This window comes from Nonomuraea sp. H19 (assembly GCF_052068215.1).
Taxonomy (GTDB): Bacteria; Actinomycetota; Actinomycetes; order Streptosporangiales; family Streptosporangiaceae; genus Nonomuraea.
The window spans coordinates 186,866-208,676 of record NZ_JBQHCV010000008.1 but is presented as its reverse complement, the minus strand read 5'-3'; the positions used below and the strand labels follow the sequence as shown (position 1 = coordinate 208,676).

At 69.1% G+C, this 21,811-nt stretch carries 19 protein-coding genes; 13 read left to right on the top strand and 6 right to left on the bottom strand.

Annotation, left to right across the window (positions count from 1 at the left end):
- Positions 1–28: 28 nt before the first annotated feature.
- The 7 genes from ACTMTI_RS19630 (at position 29) to ACTMTI_RS19600 (ending at position 7,589) form a co-directional block, all read left to right on the top strand.
- The gene (locus ACTMTI_RS19630; protein WP_441121844.1) at positions 29–673 is read left to right on the top strand and encodes an HAD family hydrolase; all 645 of its coding nucleotides are present in this window, start codon (positions 29–31) and stop codon (positions 671–673) included.
- A 97-nt stretch (positions 674–770) separates the two neighbouring features.
- The gene (locus ACTMTI_RS19625) at positions 771–1,259 is read left to right on the top strand and encodes a cellulose synthase (protein WP_441121843.1); all 489 of its coding nucleotides are present in this window, start codon (positions 771–773) and stop codon (positions 1,257–1,259) included.
- Between the two features lie 342 nt (positions 1,260–1,601).
- Entirely contained in the window at positions 1,602–2,600 is a 999-nt protein-coding gene (locus ACTMTI_RS19620) for an ABC transporter permease (protein ID WP_441121842.1), read from the top strand.
- Between the two features lie 51 nt (positions 2,601–2,651).
- Complete coding sequence (locus ACTMTI_RS19615; RefSeq protein WP_441121841.1) at positions 2,652–4,427, top strand: ABC transporter substrate-binding protein; 1,776 nt, start codon at positions 2,652–2,654, stop codon at positions 4,425–4,427.
- A gap of 95 nt (positions 4,428–4,522) precedes the next feature.
- Positions 4,523–5,536 carry an ABC transporter permease gene (locus ACTMTI_RS19610; protein ID WP_441121840.1) on the top strand — a complete coding sequence of 338 codons (1,014 nt, stop codon included), beginning with the start codon at positions 4,523–4,525 and terminating at the stop codon, positions 5,534–5,536.
- Positions 5,533–6,561: an ABC transporter ATP-binding protein gene (locus ACTMTI_RS19605; RefSeq protein WP_441121839.1), complete on the top strand. Its 1,029-nt coding sequence runs from the start codon at positions 5,533–5,535 to the stop codon at positions 6,559–6,561. The genes ACTMTI_RS19610 and ACTMTI_RS19605 overlap by 4 nt, the downstream gene beginning before the upstream one ends.
- A 44-nt stretch (positions 6,562–6,605) precedes the next feature.
- Positions 6,606–7,589, top strand: a complete 984-nt coding sequence (locus tag ACTMTI_RS19600) for an ABC transporter ATP-binding protein (RefSeq protein WP_441122099.1) — start codon at positions 6,606–6,608, stop codon at positions 7,587–7,589.
- 58 nt (positions 7,590–7,647) lie between these two features.
- Here the strand turns inward: ACTMTI_RS19600 and ACTMTI_RS19595 are convergent, their stop codons facing one another.
- The 3 genes from ACTMTI_RS19595 to ACTMTI_RS19585 form a co-directional block, all read right to left on the bottom strand.
- On the bottom strand, positions 7,648–8,328 hold the full coding sequence (locus ACTMTI_RS19595) for a response regulator (RefSeq protein ID WP_441121838.1): 681 nt from the start codon (positions 8,326–8,328) through the stop codon (positions 7,648–7,650).
- Positions 8,325–9,485, bottom strand: a complete 1,161-nt coding sequence (locus ACTMTI_RS19590; RefSeq protein WP_441121837.1) for a sensor histidine kinase — start codon at positions 9,483–9,485, stop codon at positions 8,325–8,327. The genes ACTMTI_RS19595 and ACTMTI_RS19590 overlap by 4 nt, the downstream gene beginning before the upstream one ends.
- Positions 9,486–9,792: 307 nt before the next feature.
- The gene (locus ACTMTI_RS19585; protein ID WP_441121836.1) at positions 9,793–10,653 is read right to left on the bottom strand and encodes a RecB family exonuclease; all 861 of its coding nucleotides are present in this window, start codon (positions 10,651–10,653) and stop codon (positions 9,793–9,795) included.
- 181 nt (positions 10,654–10,834) lie between these two features.
- On the opposite strand from ACTMTI_RS19585, the gene ACTMTI_RS19580 reads away from it, so the two are divergent.
- The gene (locus ACTMTI_RS19580) at positions 10,835–11,971 is read left to right on the top strand and encodes a site-2 protease family protein (RefSeq protein WP_441121835.1); all 1,137 of its coding nucleotides are present in this window, start codon (positions 10,835–10,837) and stop codon (positions 11,969–11,971) included.
- Between the two features lie 344 nt (positions 11,972–12,315).
- On the top strand, positions 12,316–13,821 hold the full coding sequence (locus tag ACTMTI_RS19575; RefSeq protein WP_441121834.1) for an FHA domain-containing protein: 1,506 nt from the start codon (positions 12,316–12,318) through the stop codon (positions 13,819–13,821).
- A gap of 234 nt (positions 13,822–14,055) precedes the next feature.
- Here the strand turns inward: ACTMTI_RS19575 and ACTMTI_RS19570 are convergent, their stop codons facing one another.
- From ACTMTI_RS19570 to ACTMTI_RS19560, 3 genes are all read right to left on the bottom strand, one after another.
- A complete protein-coding gene (locus ACTMTI_RS19570) occupies positions 14,056–14,886 on the bottom strand; it encodes a sugar nucleotide-binding protein (RefSeq protein ID WP_441121833.1) in 831 nt (276 codons plus the stop codon).
- Positions 14,887–15,299: 413 nt separating this feature from the next.
- Complete coding sequence (locus ACTMTI_RS19565) at positions 15,300–15,797, bottom strand: hypothetical protein (protein ID WP_441121832.1); 498 nt, start codon at positions 15,795–15,797, stop codon at positions 15,300–15,302.
- A 179-nt stretch (positions 15,798–15,976) separates the two neighbouring features.
- On the bottom strand, positions 15,977–17,068 hold the full coding sequence (locus ACTMTI_RS19560; RefSeq protein ID WP_441121831.1) for a GNAT family N-acetyltransferase: 1,092 nt from the start codon (positions 17,066–17,068) through the stop codon (positions 15,977–15,979).
- A gap of 55 nt (positions 17,069–17,123) precedes the next feature.
- Between ACTMTI_RS19560 and ACTMTI_RS19555 the strand changes: the two genes are divergently transcribed.
- From ACTMTI_RS19555 to ACTMTI_RS19540, 4 genes are all read left to right on the top strand, one after another.
- Positions 17,124–17,975, top strand: coding sequence for a tRNA (adenine-N1)-methyltransferase (locus ACTMTI_RS19555; protein WP_441121830.1), 852 nt, complete (start codon positions 17,124–17,126; stop codon positions 17,973–17,975).
- A 204-nt stretch (positions 17,976–18,179) separates the two neighbouring features.
- Complete coding sequence (gene arc / locus ACTMTI_RS19550) at positions 18,180–19,943, top strand: proteasome ATPase (RefSeq protein ID WP_441121829.1); 1,764 nt, start codon at positions 18,180–18,182, stop codon at positions 19,941–19,943.
- Positions 19,944–20,067: 124 nt separating this feature from the next.
- Complete coding sequence (locus ACTMTI_RS19545) at positions 20,068–20,355, top strand: acylphosphatase (protein WP_441121828.1); 288 nt, start codon at positions 20,068–20,070, stop codon at positions 20,353–20,355.
- A 282-nt stretch (positions 20,356–20,637) separates the two neighbouring features.
- Positions 20,638–21,735, top strand: coding sequence for an acyltransferase family protein (locus ACTMTI_RS19540; protein WP_441121827.1), 1,098 nt, complete (start codon positions 20,638–20,640; stop codon positions 21,733–21,735).
- Positions 21,736–21,811 lie beyond the last annotated feature (76 nt).

The following is a 21,811-nucleotide window of genomic DNA, read 5'->3' as shown; positions in this document are numbered from 1 at the left end:
GCCCGCCGAACGGAGTGAGGCAATAAGCATGCAAGCGGTCTTCTTCGACATGGACGGGCTGCTCGTCGACAGCGAGAAGGTGTGGCTGGAGATCGAGACCGAGGTGATGGCCAGGCTCGGCGCGTCGTGGACGCCCGAGCACCAGGCCCACCTGGTCGGCGGCTCCATGGAACGCACGCTCGACTACATGCTCGCCGTGTCGGGCTCCGACGTGAACCCCGAGACGGTGCAGGAGTGGATGACCACGGGCATGGTGTCGCGCCTGAGTCAAGGGGTGCGCGTCATGCCGGGCGCGTCGGAGCTCCTCGACGCGCTGCGCGACGAGGGGGTGCCCGTCGGGCTGGTCACCTCGTCGCTGAAAGAGATCGCCGAGGCGGTGCTCAAGAGCGTGGGCCGCGACCGGTTCGACGTCATCGTCACCGCCGACGACGTCACGCGTACGAAGCCGGACCCGGAGCCGTACCTGACGGCCTCGGAGCTGCTCGGGGTCGAGCCCGTGCGGTGCGTGGTGCTGGAGGACTCGCCCAACGGCGTCGCCGCCGCCACCGCCGCGGGCTGCGCGGTGGTGGCCGTCCCCAGCCTGCTGCCCATCGAGCCGGCGCCGGGCCGCCTGGTGGTCTCGTCCCTGACAGAGGTCGGGGTCGTGGACCTGAGGGGCCTCCTGGGCGCCTGAGGGGCCTCCCCTAAGGGAAAAGTGGTTCTCGCGGAGGAAGCGAGCGGGCCTTCGCGTGCCAGGATGGAGACAGGAGCCACGACGAGGGGGAGGCATTTTGGACACCTTCAGCACGATCGCCTGGCTGCCATTGTGCGCCGGAGTGACCATCGCCGGACTGGTGCTCAGTTTCCTGGCTTTCAGGCGTAAGGGAGCGGCCTCCGGCCTGCGGATGGCGGCGTGGGCGCTGCTGCCGGTGGCGGCCTATTTGACCGGCGCGCTGCAGGCGCTGTGGACCATCGGCACCACCGTGGTGGGCTTCGTGACGAGCCTGGTATTCAACCCGACCGTGTGGGTCGGTGTGGCCGTCGCGGGGCTGTCGGTGGTGCTGTTCGTCGTGTCGGGGGTTATGCGCGGCAGGAAACTGAAGCTGGCCGGCGGCCGGAAGAAGTCCGACGCTCCGGCGCAGCAACCCGTTCAGCCTTCGGCGAACAAGCCGGCCGTCGCCGGTAAAAAGCAGCAGGCCGCGAGCGCGCCAAAAGCGAGTAAAGGCGACGACGATTTCGCCGATATCGAGGAGTTGCTCAAACGCCGTGGTATCAGCTGAATCCGGCGCGCGCCTCCCGGTTCTGTCACAGTTCTGAGACGCAATCGGGACGGGCTGTAGACATACTCTTCAAGATCGATACGAATGAGTTTCGCGTCAATCACAGTTGAGCCACAGGGGGCACTTAAGGGCTAGTCACAGCAGTTCAGCGCATACATTCTGCGTCCTGGGGCCGTGACATGCGGTTCCGCTGAGCGCGAGCGGCATACCCTGATCGGGCAATCGCTCGGCTGGGAGTCGTCGTCTGGAATCCAGGGGGCCAGGAAGTATGCGCATTACCTTGGTCGCGCGGGCGCATGACCCGATGGGGTCGCGGCCGATGGCAGAGGCGGAGGGGATCGCGTGACCGCTCCGCTGGACGTGCCGGAGTCGGCCGCGACGGCGCCGTCCGACACGCTGCTCGCAGGAGCCGAGGGCAAGGCCATCGAGGGACGCTCGCTCGGGCAGATCGCGTGGCGCCGGCTGAAGCGAGACAAGGTGGCGATCGCCGGGGCCGGCGTGATCATCTTCCTCATCCTGGTGGCCGTCTTCGCCCCGCTCATCGTCAAGTGGCTGGGCCATGACCCCCTCGAGTACCACGAGGATCTGACCAACAGCCGGACGATGGCTCCCTTGGCACCCTTCGGCGGCATCAGCTCCGACTTCCTGTTCGGCGTCGAGCCGCAGAACGGCCGCGACATCTTCAGCCGGGTGGTCTACGGCGCGCGGATCTCGCTGCTGATCGCCTTCCTCGCCACGCTGCTGTCGGTCGTGATCGGCGCCACGCTCGGCGTGATCGCCGGATACTTCGGCGGCTGGGTCGACACGTTGATCGGCCGGGCGATGGACGTCTTCCTCGCCTTCCCCATCCTGGTGTTCGCCCTCGCGCTGGCCGGTGTCATCCCCGATGAGGCGTTCGGCCTGACCGGCGACACGCTGCGAGTGGCTCTGCTGATCTTCATCATCGGGTTCTTCAACTGGCCCTATCTGGGCCGGATCATCCGGGGTCAGACGCTCTCGTTGCGCGAGCGCGAGTTCGTCGACGCCGCCAGGAGCCTCGGCGCCCGCGGGCCGTACATCATCTTCCGCGAGCTGCTGCCCAACCTGATCGCACCGATCCTGATCTACTCGACGCTGCTGATCCCGTCGAACATCCTGTTCGAGGCGGCACTGTCGTTCCTCGGCGTGGGCGTCCGCGCGCCGACCCCCACCTGGGGCGGCATGCTCTCCGACGCGGCGCGGTTCTACACGATTCCGCACTTCATGCTCTTCCCCGGCTTGGCCATCTTCATCACCGTGCTGGCCTTCAACCTCTTCGGTGACGGCCTGCGCGACGCACTCGACCCGCGCGGCAAGCGCTGAGCGGTCCACGTCTCCCTTTCTCAGCTTCCACATCCAAAGGGGTGCGACACCTTGCTAAGAAGAAAATCCTCCATCATCACCGCCGCCCTGGGCGCGGCTCTGGCCCTGGGCCTTTCGGCCTGTGGCGGCACTCCGACCCAAAGCCCTGGTCAGGGCGGTAGCTCGCAGACCGCGGGATCCGGTGCCAAGGACGAGGCCGACGCCGCGATCGGCAAGATCTGGAACCCTTCTGACAAGAAGGGCGGCACGCTCAAGATGGCGAACACGGCCGACTGGGACAGCCTCGACCCGGGCAACACCTACTACGGCTACTCGCTCAACTTCGCCCGCCTGTACGGCCGAGCCCTGCTGATGTTCAAGGCCGCCCCCGGCGCGGACGGCAACACGCTCGTCCCCGACCTGGCCGAGAGCCTGGGCAAGTCCAGCGACGACGCCAAGACCTGGACCTACACGCTGCGCAAGGGCGTCAAGTTCGAAGACGGCACCCCGGTCACCTCCAAGGACGTCGCCTACGCCGTGGCGCGCCAGTTCGACAAGGAGGTCTTCCCGAACGGGCCGACCTACCTCAACGCGCTGCTCGACTGGCCCAAGGGCTACAAGGGCGGGCTGAAGGACAAGGACGCCGACATCTCCTCGGCGATCGAGACGCCCGACGATCAGACGATCGTCTTCCACCTGAACCAGCCCTTCGGCCTGTTCGACTACATCATGCAGATGCCGATGACGATGCCGGTCCCGAAGGACAAGGACACCGGTACGAAGTACCAGGAGCACGTCGTCTCCACGGGTCCGTACAAGTTCGAGACCAACGAGATCGGCAAGGGCTTCACCCTGGTGCGCAACGACCAGTGGGACCCGGCGACCGACCCGAACAGGCCGGCGCTGCCCGACCGCATCGAGGTCCAGACCAAGGTCAACGCCGACGACCTGGACAACCGGATCGTCTCCGGTGACGTGCAGGTGGCGGTGGACGGGCTGGGGATCGGCGCCGCCGCGCTGCCCAAGGTCCTCGGCGACCCCTCGCTGCTGGCCCGCACCGACAACCCGACGCAGCAGCGCACTTGGTACACCTCGGTCATTCCGGACGTGCCGCCGCTGGACAACATCGACTGCCGCAAGGCCATCCTGTTGGCCGCCGACCGCACGAGCCTCCAGCGTTCCTACGGCGGTGAGACCGGCGGCATCATCGCCACCGGCATGATCCCGCCGAGCATGGCCGGTCACAAGGACATCACGACGTACAAGACGCCCGGAGACAAGGGCGACCCGGTCAAGGCCAAGGAGCACCTGACCAAGTGCGGCCAGCCCAACGGGTTCGAGACCAACATCTCCTACCGCACCGAGCGGCCCAAGGAGAAGGCCGCGGCCGAGTCGCTGCAGCAGGCGCTCGCCAAGGTCGGCATCAAGCTGACGCTCAAGCCGTACCCGCAGGACGACTACTTCGCCCTGTACGCGGGCAAGCCGGCCTTCGTCAAGGAGAACAAGATCGGCCTGGCCATCAACGGCTGGGGCTCCGACTACCCCGACACCTACGGCTTCCTGCAGGCGATCACGGACAGCCGGGACATCCGGGCGGCGGGTAACTACAACCTGAGCGTCAAGATCCCCGAGGTCGACAAGATGATCGACCAGATCAAGGCCGAGCCCGACGCCACCAAGCGCGGCGAGATGTGGGCCCAGGTCGACCAGCTCGTCATGGACCAGGCCGTCGTCATGCCCAGCGTGTACGGCAAGGCCCTCTTCATGCGGGGCAAGGGCGTGACGAACGTGTTCATCAGCGACTCCCAGCAGATGTACGACTACGTCGGCATGGGCGTCCAGCAGTAACTCTCGAACACACCGAGATTGGCAGGTGAAGGCAGCAGGCCGCCGGCCCGGGACGGGGGAACCCCGAACCGGGCCGGCGGCCGGAGCCGGGCACAGTGGTCACATACATCATCAGGCGCGTGATCGGCGCCGTGGCGATGCTGCTCATCGTCAGCATGGTCACCTTCGCGATCTTCTTCTTGGTGCCGCGCCTGGCGGGTGCCACCCCTGAGGGGTTCGCTGCCCGGTACGTCGGCAGGACGGCCGGTGACGAGACCCTCAAATTGGTCGCGGAGCGGCTCGGCTTCTACGACCCGCTGGCCGTTCAGTACGGGCGGTTCGTCAAGGGGATCGTGCTCGGGGCCGACTACGACACCGGCACGTCGGTAGAGAGCTGCCCCGCGCCCTGCTTCGGGTATTCCTTCATCAACCAGCAGCCCATCTGGCCGAACCTGCTCGACCGCGCCAGGGTCACCCTGTCCCTCGGCATCGGCGCGGCGATCCTGTGGGCGCTCGGCGGTGTGGCGACGGGCGTGCTGTCGGCCCTGCGCCGCGGCAGTTTCTTCGACAGATCGGCCATGGGCGTGGCCCTGGCCGGAGTGTCACTGCCGATCTTCTTCACCGGCATGATCTCGCTGTCGTTCTTCAGCTACGGCCTGGGCTGGACCGCGCCGGGCGGTGCCTGGACCGACATCACCATCGATCCCGCGCAATGGGCCTACAGCCTGATCCTGCCCTGGATCACGCTGGCGCTGCTGTTCGCCGCCACCTACGCGAGGCTCACCAGGGCGGGCATGCTGGAGACCATGGGTGAGGACTACATCCGCACCGCCCGGGCCAAGGGCCTGGTCGAGCGCAAGGTCGTCGTCAAGCACGGCCTGCGCGCCGCGCTGACCCCCCTGCTCACCGTCTTCGGCCTGGACTTCGGGCTGCTGATGGGCGGCGCCGTGCTGACCGAGACCACGTTCTCGCTCAACGGGCTGGGCAAATACGCGGTCGACGCGATCTCCAACAACGACCTTCCCGCGGTCATGGGCGTGACGCTCCTCGCGGCCCTGTTCGTGGTCGTGGCCAACCTGGTCGTGGACCTCCTCTACGCGGTGGTCGACCCGAGAGTGAGGCTGGCGTGAACGCGTTCCTCGACGTCAAGGACCTGCACATCCACTTCCCGACCGAAGACGGCCTGGTCAAGTCGGTCGACGGGCTGTCGTTCGCGCTGGAGCGCGGCAAGACGCTCGGGATCGTCGGCGAGTCCGGCTCCGGCAAGAGCGTCACCAGCCTCGGCATCCTCGGCCTGCACAAGGGCGGCAACGCCCGCATCTCCGGAGAGATCTGGCTCGACGGCAACGAGCTGGTCAGCGCCGGCAACGAATACGTACGGCAGCTCCGCGGCAAGAAGATGGCCATGATCTTCCAGGATCCGCTGTCGTCCATGCACCCGTACTACTCGGTCGGCGACCAGATCATCGAGGCTTACCGGATCCACCACGACGTCACCAAGAAGGTCGCGCGCAAGCACGCGATCGACATGCTGGGCCGGGTCGGCATCCCCGAGCCCACCCGCCGGGTCGACGACTACCCCCACCAGTTCTCCGGGGGCATGCGGCAGCGCGCCATGATCGCCATGGCCCTGTCCAACGACCCGGAGCTGCTCATCGCCGACGAGCCCACCACGGCGCTCGACGTGACCGTGCAGGCCCAGATCCTCGACCTCATGGTCGACCTGCAGCGCGAGTTCAACTCCGCGCTGATCATCATCACCCACGACCTGGGTGTGGTGGCCGAGCTGTCCGACGACATCCTGGTCATGTACGGCGGCAAGTGCATCGAGTACGGCTCCGCCGACGACATCTTCTACCGTCCCGAGCATCCCTACACCTGGGGTCTACTTGGGTCGATGCCCCGCCTCGACCGGGAGCCCACCGAGCGGCTGCTGCCGATCAAGGGTTCCCCGCCGTCGCTGATCAACGTGCCGCCGGGCTGCGCCTTCCATCCGCGCTGCCCGTACGCCGACAAGACCGGCGACAAGGCGAGGACCGAAGTGCCCGCCCTGGCCGAGACCGAGGGCGGCCACCTGGTGCGCTGCCATATGGACAGAACGGAACGGCGGGCACTGTGGGAGAACGAGATCAAGCCAGTGCTGGAGACCCCGTGACCGAGTCTGTGACCGGCAACGAGCCGCTGCTTTCCGTGCAGAACATGGAAAAGCACTTCCCCGTGACCAAGGGCCTGCTCAAGCGGCAGGTCGGCGCCGTCAAGGCGGTCGACGGGATCAGCTTCGACGTGTTCAAGGGCGAGACGCTCGGCCTGGTGGGGGAGTCCGGCTGCGGCAAGTCCACCACCGGCCGCCTCGTCACCCGCCTGCTCGAACCCACCGCGGGCAAGGTGATCTTCGAGGGCCAGGACATCACGCATATGCCGCAGGGCAAGCTCAGGCCGCTCCGCCGCGACATGCAGATGATCTTCCAGGACCCGTACTCGTCGCTCAACCCCCGCCACACGGTCGGCGCCATCGTCGGCGCGCCGTTCCGCATCCAGGGCATCCAGACAGAGAACGGCATCAAGAAGGCCGTCCAGGACATCCTCGCCATGGTCGGGCTCAGCCCCGAGCACTACAACCGCTACCCGCACGAGTTCTCCGGCGGGCAGCGGCAGCGCATCGGCATCGCCCGCACGCTCGCGCTCAAGCCCAAGCTGATCATCGCCGATGAGCCGGTCTCCGCGCTCGACGTGTCCATCCAGGCCCAGGTCGTCAACCTGCTCGAAGACCTGCAGAACGAACTGGACCTGACCTACGTCGTGATCGCCCACGACCTGTCGGTGGTGCGGCACATCAGCGACCGGGTCGCCGTCATGTACCTCGGCAAGATCGTCGAGATCGCCGACCGCAAGAAGCTCTACGGCGCACCCATGCACCCGTACACCAACGCCCTGATGTCGGCCGTGCCCGTGCCCGACCCCCAGGCGCGCAAGGAACGCGCGCGCATCCGGCTGACCGGCGACGTGCCGAGCCCGCTCAACCCGCCGCCCGCCTGCCGGTTCCACACCCGCTGCTGGAAGGCGCAGGAGATCTGCAAGACGGTCGAGCCGCCGCTGGAGGAGCTGGCCGGCGGGCACCGCGTCGCCTGCCACTTCCCGGAGAACGTCCCCGAGACCGCCGCCGCGGCCGTCCATAAGCCGTGACCGCCTGAGCGGCGCCCAGAAGCCGTGACCTCCTGAGCGGCGCCCGGAAGGCGGCCGCTCAGGAGGCGCCCGGCGTGATCAGCCCGGTCTCGTAGGCGAGCACCACGGCCTGCACGCGGTCCCGCAGTCCCAGCTTGGTCAGCACGTTGCCGACGTGCGTCTTGACCGTCGTCTCGCTCACCACGAGCTTGGCCGCGATCTCCGCGTTGGACATGCCCTTGGCGATCAGCCGCAGCACCTCCAGCTCCCGCTCGGTCAGCCGGTCCAGCCGCGCGGGAGCGGTCTGCTCGTACGCCGACGGCAGCCGCTTGGCGAACCTGTCCAGCAGCCGCCGCGTGACGCTCGGCGCCACGATCGCGTCGCCGGCCGCCACCACCCGGATCGCCTGCACCAGCTCGTCCGGCGGCACGTCCTTCAGCAGGAACCCGGAGGCGCCGGCGCGCAGCGCCTCCACGATGTACTCGTCCAGATCGAACGTCGTCAGCACCAGCACCTTCGGCACGTGCGCCGCCGGCGCCGCGTCCCGCACGATCCGCCGCGTCGCCTCGATGCCGTCGACCCCGGGCATCCGGATGTCCATCAGCACCACGTCCGGCAGCAGCGCCCGCGTCTGCTCCATCGCGTCCTTGCCGTCACCGGCCTGTCCCACCACCGTGATATCGGGCTCGGCCTCCAGGATCAGGCGGAATCCGGTACGCAGCAGCGGCTGGTCGTCCACCAGCAGCACTCTGATCGTCATTGTCCGTCCTTCAACGGGAACCTCGCCCGCACTTCGAAACCGCCCCCCGGTAGCGGACCGATGCTCAGGATTCCACCATAGAGTGCCACCCGTTCGCGAATGCCGACCAAACCATGCCCCGATCGCGGGGACACCCCTGACCCGCCCGTACCGTCGTCCTCCACCCGCACGTCCAGCTCGCGCGGCTTGTGCCGGACGGTCACCACCGCCGTCGCCCCGGAGCCGGCGTGCCGCAGGCTGTTCGTCAGCCCCTCCTGGACCAGCCGGTAGGCCGCCAGGTCCACACCCGCCGGCAGCGGCCGCGGCTCGCCCTCCACCAGCAGCCGGGTCGCCAGCCCCGCCTCCCGCATCTGCTCCACCAGCGCCGGCAGGTCCTTGAGGCCCGGCTGCGGGCCCAGCTCGGCACGGGCGTCGGTACGCAGCACGCCGACGATGTTGCGCATCTCCGTCATCGCCATCCGGCCCGTGTGCTCGATCGCCGACAGCGCCTCGCCCGCCAGCTCCGGATCGGAGGCCAGCACCTTGCGCGCCGCCGCGGCCTGCACGATCATCACGCTGACGTGGTGGGCGACCACGTCGTGCAGCTCGCGGGCGATCCGCGAGCGCTCCTCGGCGCGCGCGGCCCGCGTGTCGGCCGCGTGCGCCCGCTCCAGCCGCGCCGCCCGGTCCCGCAGCTCCTCCAGGTACGCCCGGCGCAGCCGCAGGCTCCGGCCCGCGCCCCAGACCGCCCCCAGCACCACGGCGACGACCAGCTGGTCGCTCCAGCTCGCCGCCCTGGCCGGGCCGGCGACCGTGCCCACGACGTAGGCCGTCATCGAGGCCAGCAGCCCGCCCAGCGCCACCGCCAGCCCCCGATGGGAGGCCACCGAATACAGCAGCACCAGCCCGGGCAGGCCGGCCACGCCGGGACCGTAGCCGAGCAGCGCCAGCGACGTCTGCGGCACCAGCGCCGCGCACAGGGCCGCCAGTGGCCACCGCCGGCGCGCCGCCACCGGGACGCAAGCCAGCACCACCAGCACCGCCCCGAACCCGTCCGCCTCCCGTCCCTCCTCGGCGAGCGGCTCTTCGGGGGTGTAGAGCACGAACAGCGCCACCGAGGCCGCGGCCACCACCACGGCTAGGACCGTGTCGTGGAACCTGGTTCGCTCGATGCGCACCGCTTCACTGTAGGACCAGGTGAGAGCCCCCGACCTCCTCCCTCGGGAGGATTGCCCCTGATACGTCCCCATCGTCCTGGGCGTGCCCGCCCGGCCCCTGAGCGCGCGACCGCCGCGCCGGCCGTCGCCCGGCCTCGCCGTCGCCGGCCTTTTGCCGGGCGCGTTCGCGGCGCATCGGCTGCTCAGGGGGCCGGCCTGGGCTGCCTCAGCCCCGGTGTGCCCGCACGCGGCGTTCTGGAGGCGGCGCGGGGGACACCTCGCGCACCCTTCGCTACGAGACCGGCACGGCGGGTCCGTGTGGACGGGGTCAGAGCTCGTCGGTGGCCGAGCGTCTGTTGCTGCGCACGGTGTCGCCGGGCTGGCGGTCGGGCACCGGTGGAGGGGTGCCGCCGAACTCCGGGCACAGGGCCTGGTGGTCGCACCAGTCGCACAGCCGGCTGCGGCGCGCCCGCCACTCGCCCGTCTCCAGCGACCGCTCGATCGCCGTCCACAACGCCATCACCTTGCGCTCGGTGGCCAGCAGGTCGGCCTCATCAGGCGCGTACCGCAGCACCTCGCCCGTCCCGCCCAGATAGACCAGCTGCAGCAGCCGCGGCACCCGGCCGCGCAGCCGCCACAGCACCAGCGCGTAGAACTTCATCTGGAACAGCGCCTTGGCCTCGAAGTCCCGCCCTGGCGCGCTGCCCGTCTTGTAGTCCACCACCCGGACCTCGCCGGTCGGCGCCACGTCCAGCCGGTCGACGTAGCCCCGCAGCATCAGCCCGCCGTCCAGGACCGCCTCCACGTAGAGCTCGCGCTCGGCGGGCTCCAGCCGGGTCGGGTCCTCCAGCGTGAAGTAGCGCTCCAGCATGCCGCGCGCCTGCGCCAGCCACTCGGCCTGCTCGGCCTCGTCGGCGAACATCCCCGCGTAGTGCGGCTCGTCGGCCAGCATCCGCTCCCACTGCGGCTGCAGTAAATCCAGCGCCGCCTGCACCGAGCGGCGCGGCGCCGGAAGGTCGTAAAGGCGCTCCAGGACCGCGTGGACGACCGTGCCGCGCACCGCCGCCTGCGAGGGTTTCTCCGGCAACTGGTCGATCACCCGGAAGCGGTAGAGGAGCGGACAGGTCATGAAATCGCCCGCCCGGGACGGGGAGAGAGCTCCGATGATCACCGGCTCGGTCAACGTCATGCACCGCACTCTAGGTCAAGACCCCGACAGAATAACGCCCGCGGAAGGATGATCGCGCTGCTGCGGCGCGTAGCATCAAGGCAGCAACAGCACGTACCACTGGGAAACCTGCGATACCGACCGCGGCCGGGCCCGGCCGCCGGCGGGTGGTCTCCCGGCGGCGAAACGGTCAAGGAGTGCGGTGAGCGAGCAGAGCCCGCGACAGGAGTTCTCCGGTCTCAGGATGGGGAAGCCGTTCGGCATTCCTGTGTACGTCTCGTGGACGTGGTTCATCGTCGCGGCCTTCATCACGATGATGTTCGGGCCGCGGGTCCGCCAGATGCTGCCCGAACTCGACAGCACGGCCGCGTACGCGGTGGCGTTCGTGTTCGCGGTGCTGCTGTACATCTCGGTGCTGCTGCACGAGCTGGCCCACAGCATCCTGGCCAAGGCCTACGGCCTGCCAGTGCGCAGGATCACCCTCTACCTCCTCGGCGGCGTGTCCGAGATCGAGAAGGAGCCGCCGACGCCCGGCAAGGAGTTCCTGGTCGCCGCGGCAGGTCCGGCGCTCTCGCTCGGACTGGCCGGGCTCGGCCTGGTCGCCGACGTCTACGTGATCAACGACGGCGGCATCCCCGAGGTGCTCATCTGGCAGCTGTGGGTGTCCAACCTCATCGTCGGCGTGTTCAACCTGCTGCCGGGGCTGCCTCTCGACGGCGGCCGGATGCTGCGCGCCGGTGTGTGGAAGCTCACCCGCAACCCCGGCACCGGCACCATCGTGGCCGCCTGGGGCGGCCGGGTCCTGGCCGTGCTCCTGGTCGTCTGGCCGATCGCGACGGCGCTGACCAGCGGGCAGGAGGTCGACTTCACCGACCTGCTGTGGCCGCTGGTGCTGGCCTCGTTCATCTGGCTCGGCGCCACCCAGTCGCTGCGCGTGGCCAAGATCCGGGCCAGGATCCCGCAGGTCAACGCGCGCGCCCTGGCCCGCAGGGCGATCCCGGTGCCCGCCGAGACGCCGCTGGCCGAGGCGCTGCGGCAGGCCACCGAGAGCAGAGCCGGCGCGCTGGTGGTGGTCGACCACGACGGCAAGCCCCTCGCGATCGTCAACGAGGCCGCCGTACAGGCCACCCCCGAGCACCGCCGCCCCTGGGTGAACGTCGGCTCCCTGGCCAAATCCCTGGAGCCCGCCATGATCCTCGCGGCGGACCTGACCGGCGAGCCGCTCATCGACGCCATGCGAGCGGCCCCCGGCAGCGAATACCTGCTCGTGGAGCACGGCGGCGAGATCTACGGCGTCCTCGCCACCGCCGATGTGAACCGGGTTTTCACCGGCGTCTGATTTGTCCCACTCGTTTAAGCGGCGGCCCCCGGCTAGGGTCGTGTCCAGCAGTTTCGGGTGGCCGGATCGTACGGGCTCCGGCGATTTCTGTGAGGCGACGACTGGCCGATAGTGTTCTGTTTCGCCAGACTTGCACAGTTAAGGGGTTTGTTGCGGTCCACCGGTTCACCGAATCGAGACGACGGGTCCGCGACACGGCCTCGACGTCTGGGTATGCGTATGGCTGGTGGCCAGCACGGCAGTGCGGGTGCCGTAACATCGCCGGCTTCCGGGGAGGAGAGTTGAGTGACCGAGCGCAGCGAGGGCACCAATGAGCGCAGCACGGTGGTCATGAGGGAGGACGCATGACCGACCAAGGCTTCGGAGTGGTGCGTCCGCTTCCTGGAAACGGATTGGTCGCGTACTTGGGCGGGCTGCTGCTGGTGTGCGACGCGGGCGAGGTCGCGGCCGACGGCCTGCTCGAGGCGCTGCGTGAGACGGCCGCCTCCGGTGGCGACGGCAGGGCGCTGGCCCGCCGCGCCGCCCAGGTGCTGGCCGCCAACATGGCCGGTGACCCGGTCACGTGCGCGGTCGCGGGTCCCGTGGGCGGCGGCGTGGCCGTGCTGGTCAGCGGCTCGGCCGCGGCCACGATCGGCACCTCGTCGGGCGAGACGCGGCTGGCCGGCAGCGACTCGCTGACCTGGGCCGACCGGCTCGTCACCGGCCCTGTCGACCGTGTCGAGCTGAGCCTGCCCGACGCCGGCAGCCCGCACCCCGCGGTGCGCTTCGAGGGCGGCGTGGTGCACGGCGGCGGTCTCGTGGGCGAACTCACCGACCAGCCCTCCGCCCCCGCCCCCTCCAGGCCGCTGACCAAGGAGATGCCCGACACCGCCTTCCACATCGAGCCCGACCTGATCCAGCAGCCGGCCCCGCAGCAGGTCGAGCGCCCGCCGTACCCGATGGCCGACCAGCCGCCGGTCATCGCGGGCCCGCCTTCGGGCCCCCAGCCCGTGCCCCAGGCCATGGAGCAGCCGCCCTACCCGCCGCAGCAGGACCAGCCGCCGCCCTTCCACCCGCAGCAGGACTTCCACCCGCCCCACGACCAGCAGCAGTTCCACACGCCGCAGGACCAGCCGCCGCCTTATCTGCCCCACCAGGACCAGCAGCCGCCCTTCCACCCGCAGGACCAGCAGCCGCCGCACCTCTCCGAGCCGCAGCAGCAGTTCCCGTCCTACGACGAGCCGCTGCCCTCCGGCAACGGGGCCGCCGAGCAGGTCCCGCAGCACATGGGCGCGCCGGACCACTTCGACCAGTCCGCTCCGCCGGTGCTCGGCCCGCCCGACCAGTTCGACCACCCGGGGCCGCCGCAGCAGGAGCAGCAGGCCGACCACGCCGACCGCCCGCTGGTCTACGGGGTCGACTGCAAGAACGACCACTTCAACGACCCCCGCGTCCCCTACTGCGCCGTCTGCGGGATCGCCCTGGTCCAGCGCACCCTCGTCCCCTACAAGGGTCCGCGCCCCTCGCTCGGCGTCCTCATCCTGGACGACGGCACGGCGCTGCCACTGGAGACCGACTACCTGCTCGGGCGCGACCCGGAGCGGGCGCCCGAGGTGGCCGGCGGCACCGCCAGGCCCGCAAAGGTGACCAGCCCCGACGGATCGGTCTCGCGCCGGCACCTGCGGGTGGCGCTGGACGGGTGGGACGTCAATCTGGTGGACCTGGGCTCGGTGAACGGCACGCAGATCCAGCCACCGGGTGACCCCAACTTCTACGACATCCCGCCCAACGAGCCCGTCACCATCGCCCCGGGCACCACGGTCCGCGTGGGCGTCTCGCGCACTCTCCGCTTCGAGGCGCACCGGGGATAACGCCGCCGCTCACGTCCCTGGAGGCTTGGGGTACGCACCTCGAGCCGCCGCGGGCGCGGGCGTCGCGATGAGACGTCGTGCGGCTCGGCCGTCGCCGCCTTGTTCGCGCTCTCCGGATCGGCGGAAAGCCGGTCCGCCGGTGACGGATGGAGGCACCGGCGTCCGTGGCGCGGCGCGTGTGCCGGCTTTGAAAGCGCGTGCGGTTTTGCCCTGGGCGGTCATGGCGGCGTTCGCTCAGGGCGCGGGCGGGGCCAGGAACTCCCGGGCGCCGCGCAGCCGGGTCCGCAACCGCCGCTGCGTCGCCGCGCAGTCCAGGCGCAGCTCGTACGGGCCGGGCAGCGTGGTGTCCGCCCGGCGGCCGGACGGCAGGCGGGCGGCGTCGAGCCCGTCCCTGCGGGCGATGAGCACCCCGAGCTCGTACCGGCTCACGGCGTCGGCGCCCGCCACGTGCCAGACGCCTGCCATCCGGGCGGCCGCCAGCTCCACGAGCGCCGCCGCCAGGTCGGCGACGTGCACAGGACACCGCACGTCGTCGGTGAACAGCACGCCCTCGACGCGCCCCGTGGCCAGCGATCGCACGAATGCCTCGTGCGGGGATCCGCCGCTCCCGATGATCAAAGACGTCCGGGCGATCGCGGCGCCGGACAGGATGGCCTTCACCGCCGTTTCGGCCGCCGCCTTGGCCGCCCCGTACGGGTTGACCGGATCGGGCGCGCACGTCTCGTCGTAACAGGGGGCGGCGCCCGAGAAGACCGCGTCGCTGGACACGTGTACCAGGTGCCCGCCCGCCTCCGCGACGGCCAGGGCGACGTGCGCCGCGCCGTCCGCGGTCGTCGTCCAGTCCGCCTGCCGGTACGCCGCGTTGATCGTCACCTCCGGCCGGAACGCGCCGGCGACCGCGGCGGCGTCGGCACGCGAACGCACGTCCAGCGGCAGCCACGCGACTTCCGGGTGCTCTCCCGGCCGCGTCAGGTAGGTGGCGCCCACGTCGTGACCTGACGCCACGCACTGCCGTACGAGCTCGCTCCCGAGAAAACCGCTCCCACCGATGACGAGAATCCTCACGAGTCACCAACCTCCTTGACAGGCCGCATCACACGAATCGCACATCTCCCGTTTCCATGGCCCATCAAGACACAAACGCGACACGAGGGGCTGTGCCCGGAAAACGTAGCAGGCAACGAAAATTCCGGGACGGTGAGCGAGGGCCGCGGCGGTCCCGCGATGCCCTGCCGGAGCGGGGTTCCAGACGCGGCGCCGCCGCGAGCGGCGTAGCAAAGAATGTATTTTCCGCACTCCCGAAAAGCTGCTCGCTAATTTCGTCTATAAATCAGGCAATAAGCGAAAATTCTTCATAATGGGGCGCGGTGCGGCGCCGTGAAAACGGTCGCCCACGAGCATTGCGCCGTCACCTTTCGGCCTTCAACCGGCCGTCCCTTTCCCAGGGAATGGGACGTTCCCAACCGGCCGGATCGCCGCTAGGCCGGTCGGAAAGCCCGTACGCCCCGCAACAGACGTACCGCGGACTCCAGCCCGCTGGCCGCCTCCAGCGCCCGCCCGGACGCCGTCGCGAACCGGCTCAGCAGATGCTCGTCGCCGTCGCAGAACGCGCGCCCCGCGACCCACACGAACGTGTGCTCCCGGGTCGCCGCGGGCACGGGAGTGGCCAGGAACCCCGGCTCGCCCACGGCGGTGTCGTGCGCCAGCCGTACCGTCCCGGACGACTTCGACAGTTCCTTCAGCACCCCGGATTCGGCCAGCCAGCGCCGTACGCGCAGCGGATCCCCCGGAGGGGCGTGCATGTGGATCGACAGTGCCTCCTGCCGGAGCGCGTCCACGCTGACGAACCCGCCGTAGGCGGTGCCGGTGACGGCGGCGGCGGTACGCGCCAGCTGATCGATCAGGTCGGCCGCCTCCAGGCGGGAGAACAAGGCGATGAGTTCGCGCATGGCGACATCGACACGGTTGTATGGCATCGCGGTGATCCCTCGGGGGAGGGGGCGAGATCGCGCAAACCGATCGCGCCGACACTCAAGTGCGGGTGCACCGACTATCACCCCCGACGTCGCCCTTGACTAGACCTCAACAGGAAATCAGGATTTTTGACCTTTTCGGCCCGCTGCTCGGGGCCCTCCGTATGGCCTGGTGGCGAGGGCTACGACGGCCGCAGCCGCGCCCACGCCACGTCGTCGGCCCGCGTGCCGTCCGGCTTCGGGAACAGCTCCCGATGCACGCCCTCCCTGCTGAACCCGGCCCGCTCCAGCACCCTGTGCGAGGCCGCGTTCGCCACATCGGTCCCGGCCACGATCCGATGCAGCGCCGTGTGCGTGAACGCCCAGTCCACCAGCAGGCCGACCGCCCGCGACATGAACCCCTTCCCCCGGAACGCCGGCACCAGCGAATAACCGATCACCGCCTGCCCCAGCGCCGGCACCACCTGCGTCAGCTGCAGATGCCCCGCGTACGCCCCGGAGGCCGCGTCCCGGACGGCCAGCTCGATGCGCTGCCCCGACACCCACCAGTAGCCGGTGTACCGGCAGCGCTGCTCGTCGTCCTCCAGCGTGCGCGGCGGAGTCGCCGAGAAGGCGGCGACGCTCGGCTCGGCCAGCATCCGGTGGAAGTCCACGGCGTCCTCCACGGCCAGCGGCACCAGCCGCACCACCCCGTCGGACAACTGCCCGCCGTCGAAGAACGGCAGGTACGGCTCCCCCGCCGGCGCCGCGTCGCTGCTGAGCCTGCCGAAGGTCACCATGTCGGCATACCGCCCGTCCCGCAGCCGCTTGGCGTCCCGCCTGAGCCCCTCCTCGCGGAAACCCGACTTGTACGCCACCCGCAGGCTCGCCACGTTGTCCACCGCGGCCTCCAGGTCGACCCTGCGCACCCCCTGGTCGAACAGCCAGTCCGTCATCGCCCTGGCGGCCGTCGAGGCGACGTTCTTGCCCCTGGCCCACGGCGCCACCAGGTAGCCGATCGCGGTCACGCCCCACTGGTCCGGCGGCCGGGCGGTGATCGAGCCGACGAACTGGCCGTTCTCCGTGATCGAGAACGTCGCGCCGCCCTCCGCCCACGTCTCCGCCGTCTTCGCGAGGTGTTCGCGCGCGTGCGCCAGCTCGTACGGCATCGGCAGCAGCGGCAGGAACCTGGCCGTCACCGGATCCGCGCACGCCTTCACCATCGCCTCGGCGTCGGCCTCCACGGGAGGCCGCAGGATCAGGGGACCGGTGGAGATCACGTCGCGCGGGAGCATCCCCCATAGATACCGCGCGTCCGGACGCGCTCGAAAGCCCTATAACCTTGCGGCCATGGGTTTCCGCAGGCATGGGCCTTTCCAGGCGGGGGATCAGGTGCAGCTCACCGACCCCAAGAACAAGCGCCACACGATCACGCTCAAGGAGGACGGCGTCTTCCACACCCACAAGGGCGCCATCCCCCACAGCGACCTGATCGGGCAGCCTGAAGGCTCCGTCGTGCGCTCCTCTGGCGGCACCGACTACCTCGCCTTCCGGCACCTGCTGCAGGACTACACCCTGGCGATGCCGCGCGGCGCCGCCGTCATCTACCCCAAGGACGCCTCGATGATCGTCGGCATGGCCGACGTCTTCCCCGGCGCCCGCGTCGTCGAGGCCGGGGTCGGCTCCGGCGCGCTGACCTGCTTCCTGCTGCGCGCGGTCGGCCCCGAGGGGCACGTGACGTCGTACGAGCGGCGCCCGGAGTTCGCCGAGGTGGCCCGCAAGAACGTCGAGAAGTTCTACGGCGGTCCCATGGACGACAACTGGCGGCTGGTCGTCGGCGACCTGGTCGCCTCCATCGACGAGATCGACGTCGACCGGGTGATCCTCGACATGCTGGCCCCGTGGGAGTGCGTCGACGCCGCCGCCAAGGCGCTCACGCCCGGTGGCGTGATCTGCTGCTACGTTGCCACGACCACCCAGATGTCCAAGACCGTCGAGGCCATTCGCGATCACGGGTGTTTCACCGAGCCGCATGCGTGGGAGACCCTGGTTCGCGACTGGCATGTCGAAGGACTCGCAGTAAGACCGGATCATCGGATGATCGGCCATACCGGGTTCCTCGTCAGCGCCCGCCGCATGGCGGATGGGGTGACGCCCCCGCCGAGACGCCGCCGACCGAAGGGGACCACCGAGGAACTATGACAATTTGGCTACGACGGTGCGTTCGTGCGTGACACGGGAACAGATCGCCGTGTTCATATGCTGGGAGTATTAAACGCACTATTGAGGAATATTCACCGAATACTGATTGTCACTCTACGAACACTGCCCGGCCAGGTTACGGAGGGGCCCGAGATAGGTAAGGTCCTTAGTAGTCGCCCTCGACTGGGAAGGAGGTGACGGGGCGTGGCAGCTCGCGATGATGCTGAGGCTCGAGCCGCGCAGCGCGAACGGGAGGTCGCTGATCTTTCAACACAGGTCTCCTTCCTCCAGGAGGAGATCACAGCGCTGAGGCGGAAGCTGGCCGAGTCACCCCGTCAGGCCAGGGTCCTCGAAGAACGTCTCCATGAGGCACAGGCGAATCTAGCGGCCGTGACCGGCCAGAACGAACGCCTGGTGGCAACCCTCAAGGAGGCCAGGGACCAGATCGTCGCTCTCAAGGAGGAGGTCGACCGGCTGGCGCAGCCGCCATCCGGTTTCGGCACCTTCCTCGAGGCCAGAGAAGACGGCACGATCGAGGTGTTCACCGGCGGACGCAAGCTCCGGGTGAACGTCAGCCCTGCCGTCGACATCGACTCGTTGCGGCGTGGCCAGGAGGTCATGCTCAACGAGGCGCTCAACGTGGTCGAAGCTCTCGGCTACGAAGAGGTCGGCGAGATCGTGATGCTCAAAGAACTGCTGGACGAGGGCAAACGAGCCCTGGTCATCTCGCACGCCGACGAAGAGCGCGTCGTGCGACTGGCCGAGTCGCTCGTGGGCCAGCCCATCAGGGCGGGCGACTCGCTCCTGCTCGAACCTCGCTCCGGCTACGTCTACGAGCGAATACCCAAGTCCGAAGTCGAAGAGCTCGTGCTGGAAGAGGTCCCCGACATCTCCTACGAGGAGATCGGCGGACTCGGCAGGCAGATCGAGCAGATCAGGGACGCCATCGAGCTGCCCTACCTGCACGCCGACCTGTTCCGCGAGCACAAGCTGCGGCCTCCCAAGGGGGTGCTGCTCTACGGCCCGCCCGGTTGCGGCAAGACGCTCATCGCCAAGGCCGTCGCCAACTCCCTGGCCAAGCAGGTCGCGGAGCGCACCGGTCAGGAAGGCAAGAGCTTCTTCCTCAACATCAAGGGCCCGGAGCTGCTCAACAAGTACGTCGGTGAGACCGAGCGGCACATCCGCCTGGTCTTCCAGCGTGCCCGAGAGAAGGCCTCAGAGGGCACCCCGGTGATCGTGTTCTTCGACGAGATGGACTCGATCTTCCGCACCCGCGGCTCCGGCGTGTCCTCCGACGTGGAGAACACCATCGTCCCCCAGCTGCTGTCGGAGATCGACGGCGTCGAGGGACTGGAGAACGTCATCGTCATCGGTGCCTCCAACCGCGAAGACATGATCGACCCGGCGATCCTGCGGCCCGGCCGTCTGGACGTCAAGATCAAGATCGAGCGGCCGGACGCCGAGGCGGCCAAGGACATCTTCTCGAAGTACCTCGTCGAGGACCTGCCCCTCCATCCCGACGACCTGGCGGAGCACTCGGACTCCCGCGGGGCCACGATCGGCGGAATGATCCAGAGCGTCGTCGAGCGGATGTACACCGAGAGCGAAGAGAACCGCTTCCTCGAGGTGACCTACGCCAACGGCGACAAGGAAGTCCTCTACTTCAAGGACTTCAACTCCGGAGCGATGATCCAGAACATCGTCGACCGGGGCAAGAAGATGGCCATCAAGCAGTTCCTCGAGAGCGGCCAGAAGGGCCTGCGGGTGCAGCATCTGCTCGCGGCCTGCGTGGACGAGTTCTCCGAGAACGAGGACCTGCCCAACACCACCAACCCCGACGACTGGGCCCGCATCTCCGGCAAGAAGGGCGAGCGCATCGTCTACATCCGTACGCTCGTCTCCGGCAAGCAGGGCACCGAGGCCGGCCGTTCCATCGACACCGTCGCGAACACCGGCCAATACCTGTAAGACAGCGACACGACGGGGCCGCGCGGGCATCCGCGCGGCCCTGCCGCCTGCTCACGCCCGCGCATGCGCCGCGACACGGCCGATACACATGCACGACGCCCCGATGAAGCGCACACTTGACCTTGTGACCACGCTCAAACGGGTAGACGTGCACGTCGAAGGCATCATCCAAAGCGTCGCCCTCCAGCCCTTCGTGTGCTCCCTCGCCAACCGCCTCGGGCTGGCCGGCCTGGTACGCGACGGCGCCAACGGCGTGATCATCGAAGTCGAAGGAGCGCCCGCGGGCGTCGAGGAGTTCCTGACGGCACTCGAACGCGACGCGCCCGCCCTCGCCGAGATCGAATGCGTCACCGTCGTCCGCGGCCATCCCTCCGGCCACACCGGCTTCACCGCCGCCACCAGCGACCCCTGAGCCGCGCCGCCCCTGTGGTCCGGCCGGTTTCCCCTGGGGCCTGCTCCTGGGGGTCCTGCGTCCGTTTGGCGCACGCCTGGGCCGGCGGGTCCGGCGAGCAGGCGGCCGCCGCGCCCGCCGGCTCACCGCCCCGGCCCAGGGCTGCCCGTCCTCGGCCTGGACGACGGCTCACGGGTGTTACTGGTGGGAACTGGGGGAGAAGTGGAACCGAAGTGACCGAAGTTACGTCAAAGGGGCGTGCATCAACCTAACCGGCCGAAGCATGCTCGGGGAGACGGCCGGTTGGCCGAACTCGACCTTTTGCGATTCGTCGCCGCCCTGGCCGTCGTCGCCTTCCACTACCTGGTGGCGTACGCCTCCGTCTGGGGCGACCGGCCCGCGGAGCTGTTCCCCGCGCTGGCGCCCGTCGCCGGACTCGGCATCCTCGGCGTCGAGCTGTTCTTCATCATCAGCGGGTTCGTCATCCTCATGAGCGCCTGGGGGCGCGGGCTCGGGGCCTTCGCCCGCTCCCGGCTGGTCCGCCTCTACCCCGCGTACTGGCTCAGCCTCGGCGCCATCGTCGCGCTCTACGGGCTGACCGGCGCCAAGGCGCTCGACCCAAAACTTTCACCAGGCGAATACCTGCTGAACGCCACCATGTTCCAGCGGCTGTTCAAAATCGCCGACGCCAGCGGCGTCTACTGGTCGCTGTGGGCCGAGCTCCGCTTCTACCTGCTGATGGCCATCCTCGTGATCGCCGGTGTCACGTACGGCCGCGTCCTCGCCTTCGCCGGGATCTGGCTGGCTGCCGCCCTGGCCGTCAAGGTGCTCGCCGAGACCCAGCTGTTCGACGACGCTCTGGTCCGGGAGATCGTCATGCCCGACTACGCGCCCTACTTCGCCGCCGGCATGGCCCTGTACCTCATCCACAAACACGGCAGTTCCTGGCTGCCCTGGCTGTACGTCGCCGCCGGATACGGCATGTCCGTCCACTCCGCGCTCGGCCGCGTGCACCGGCGCATCGACGCCGCCGGGTTCAAGAACATGCCCGTCACCGACACCAGTGTGATCATCACGATCACCGTGATCTTCGCCCTGATGGCGCTCGTCGCGCTCGGCGTGCTCAGGCTCAAATCCTCCAGGACGCTCACCGCGCTCGGGGGCACCACATACCCGCTTTACCTGTTCCACAGCGTGATCGCGGTGGCCCTCATCCCTGTGCTCACCGGGCATATGCCGCCTTGGGCGGTCGCCACGATCACGACGCTGGCCGCCGTGCTCCTGTCGTATCTGGTGTACTCCTTTGCCGAACGCCCCATCCAGCGGATACTCAAGCCACGCAGACCCTCACAAACCCCAACAGCTCCGGTCGTACAGGTTGAAAAGGCGTCGGTGCCATAACTCTGTGACCCTGGGGCACTGTGAAGGGCATAGGCTCGGGCATATAAACGGCGGATAGGCAGATCCGGACGAACAG

What these genes read in the sequence shown, in the direction of transcription:
- ACTMTI_RS19630 (WP_441121844.1), top strand. Translation starts at nt 29, where the DNA reads ATGCAAGCGGTCTTCTTCGACATGGACGGGCTGCTCGTCGACAGCGAG.
- ACTMTI_RS19600 (WP_441122099.1), top strand. Translation starts at nt 6,606, where the DNA reads ATGGAAAAGCACTTCCCCGTGACCAAGGGCCTGCTCAAGCGGCAGGTC.
- ACTMTI_RS19595 (WP_441121838.1), bottom strand. Translation starts at nt 8,328, where the DNA reads ATGACGATCAGAGTGCTGCTGGTGGACGACCAGCCGCTGCTGCGTACC.
- ACTMTI_RS19585 (WP_441121836.1), bottom strand. Translation starts at nt 10,653, where the DNA reads ATGACGTTGACCGAGCCGGTGATCATCGGAGCTCTCTCCCCGTCCCGG.
- ACTMTI_RS19575 (WP_441121834.1), top strand. Translation starts at nt 12,316, where the DNA reads ATGACCGACCAAGGCTTCGGAGTGGTGCGTCCGCTTCCTGGAAACGGA.
- ACTMTI_RS19565 (WP_441121832.1), bottom strand. Translation starts at nt 15,797, where the DNA reads ATGCCATACAACCGTGTCGATGTCGCCATGCGCGAACTCATCGCCTTG.
- ACTMTI_RS19560 (WP_441121831.1), bottom strand. Translation starts at nt 17,068, where the DNA reads ATGCTCCCGCGCGACGTGATCTCCACCGGTCCCCTGATCCTGCGGCCT.
- ACTMTI_RS19555 (WP_441121830.1), top strand. Translation starts at nt 17,124, where the DNA reads ATGGGTTTCCGCAGGCATGGGCCTTTCCAGGCGGGGGATCAGGTGCAG.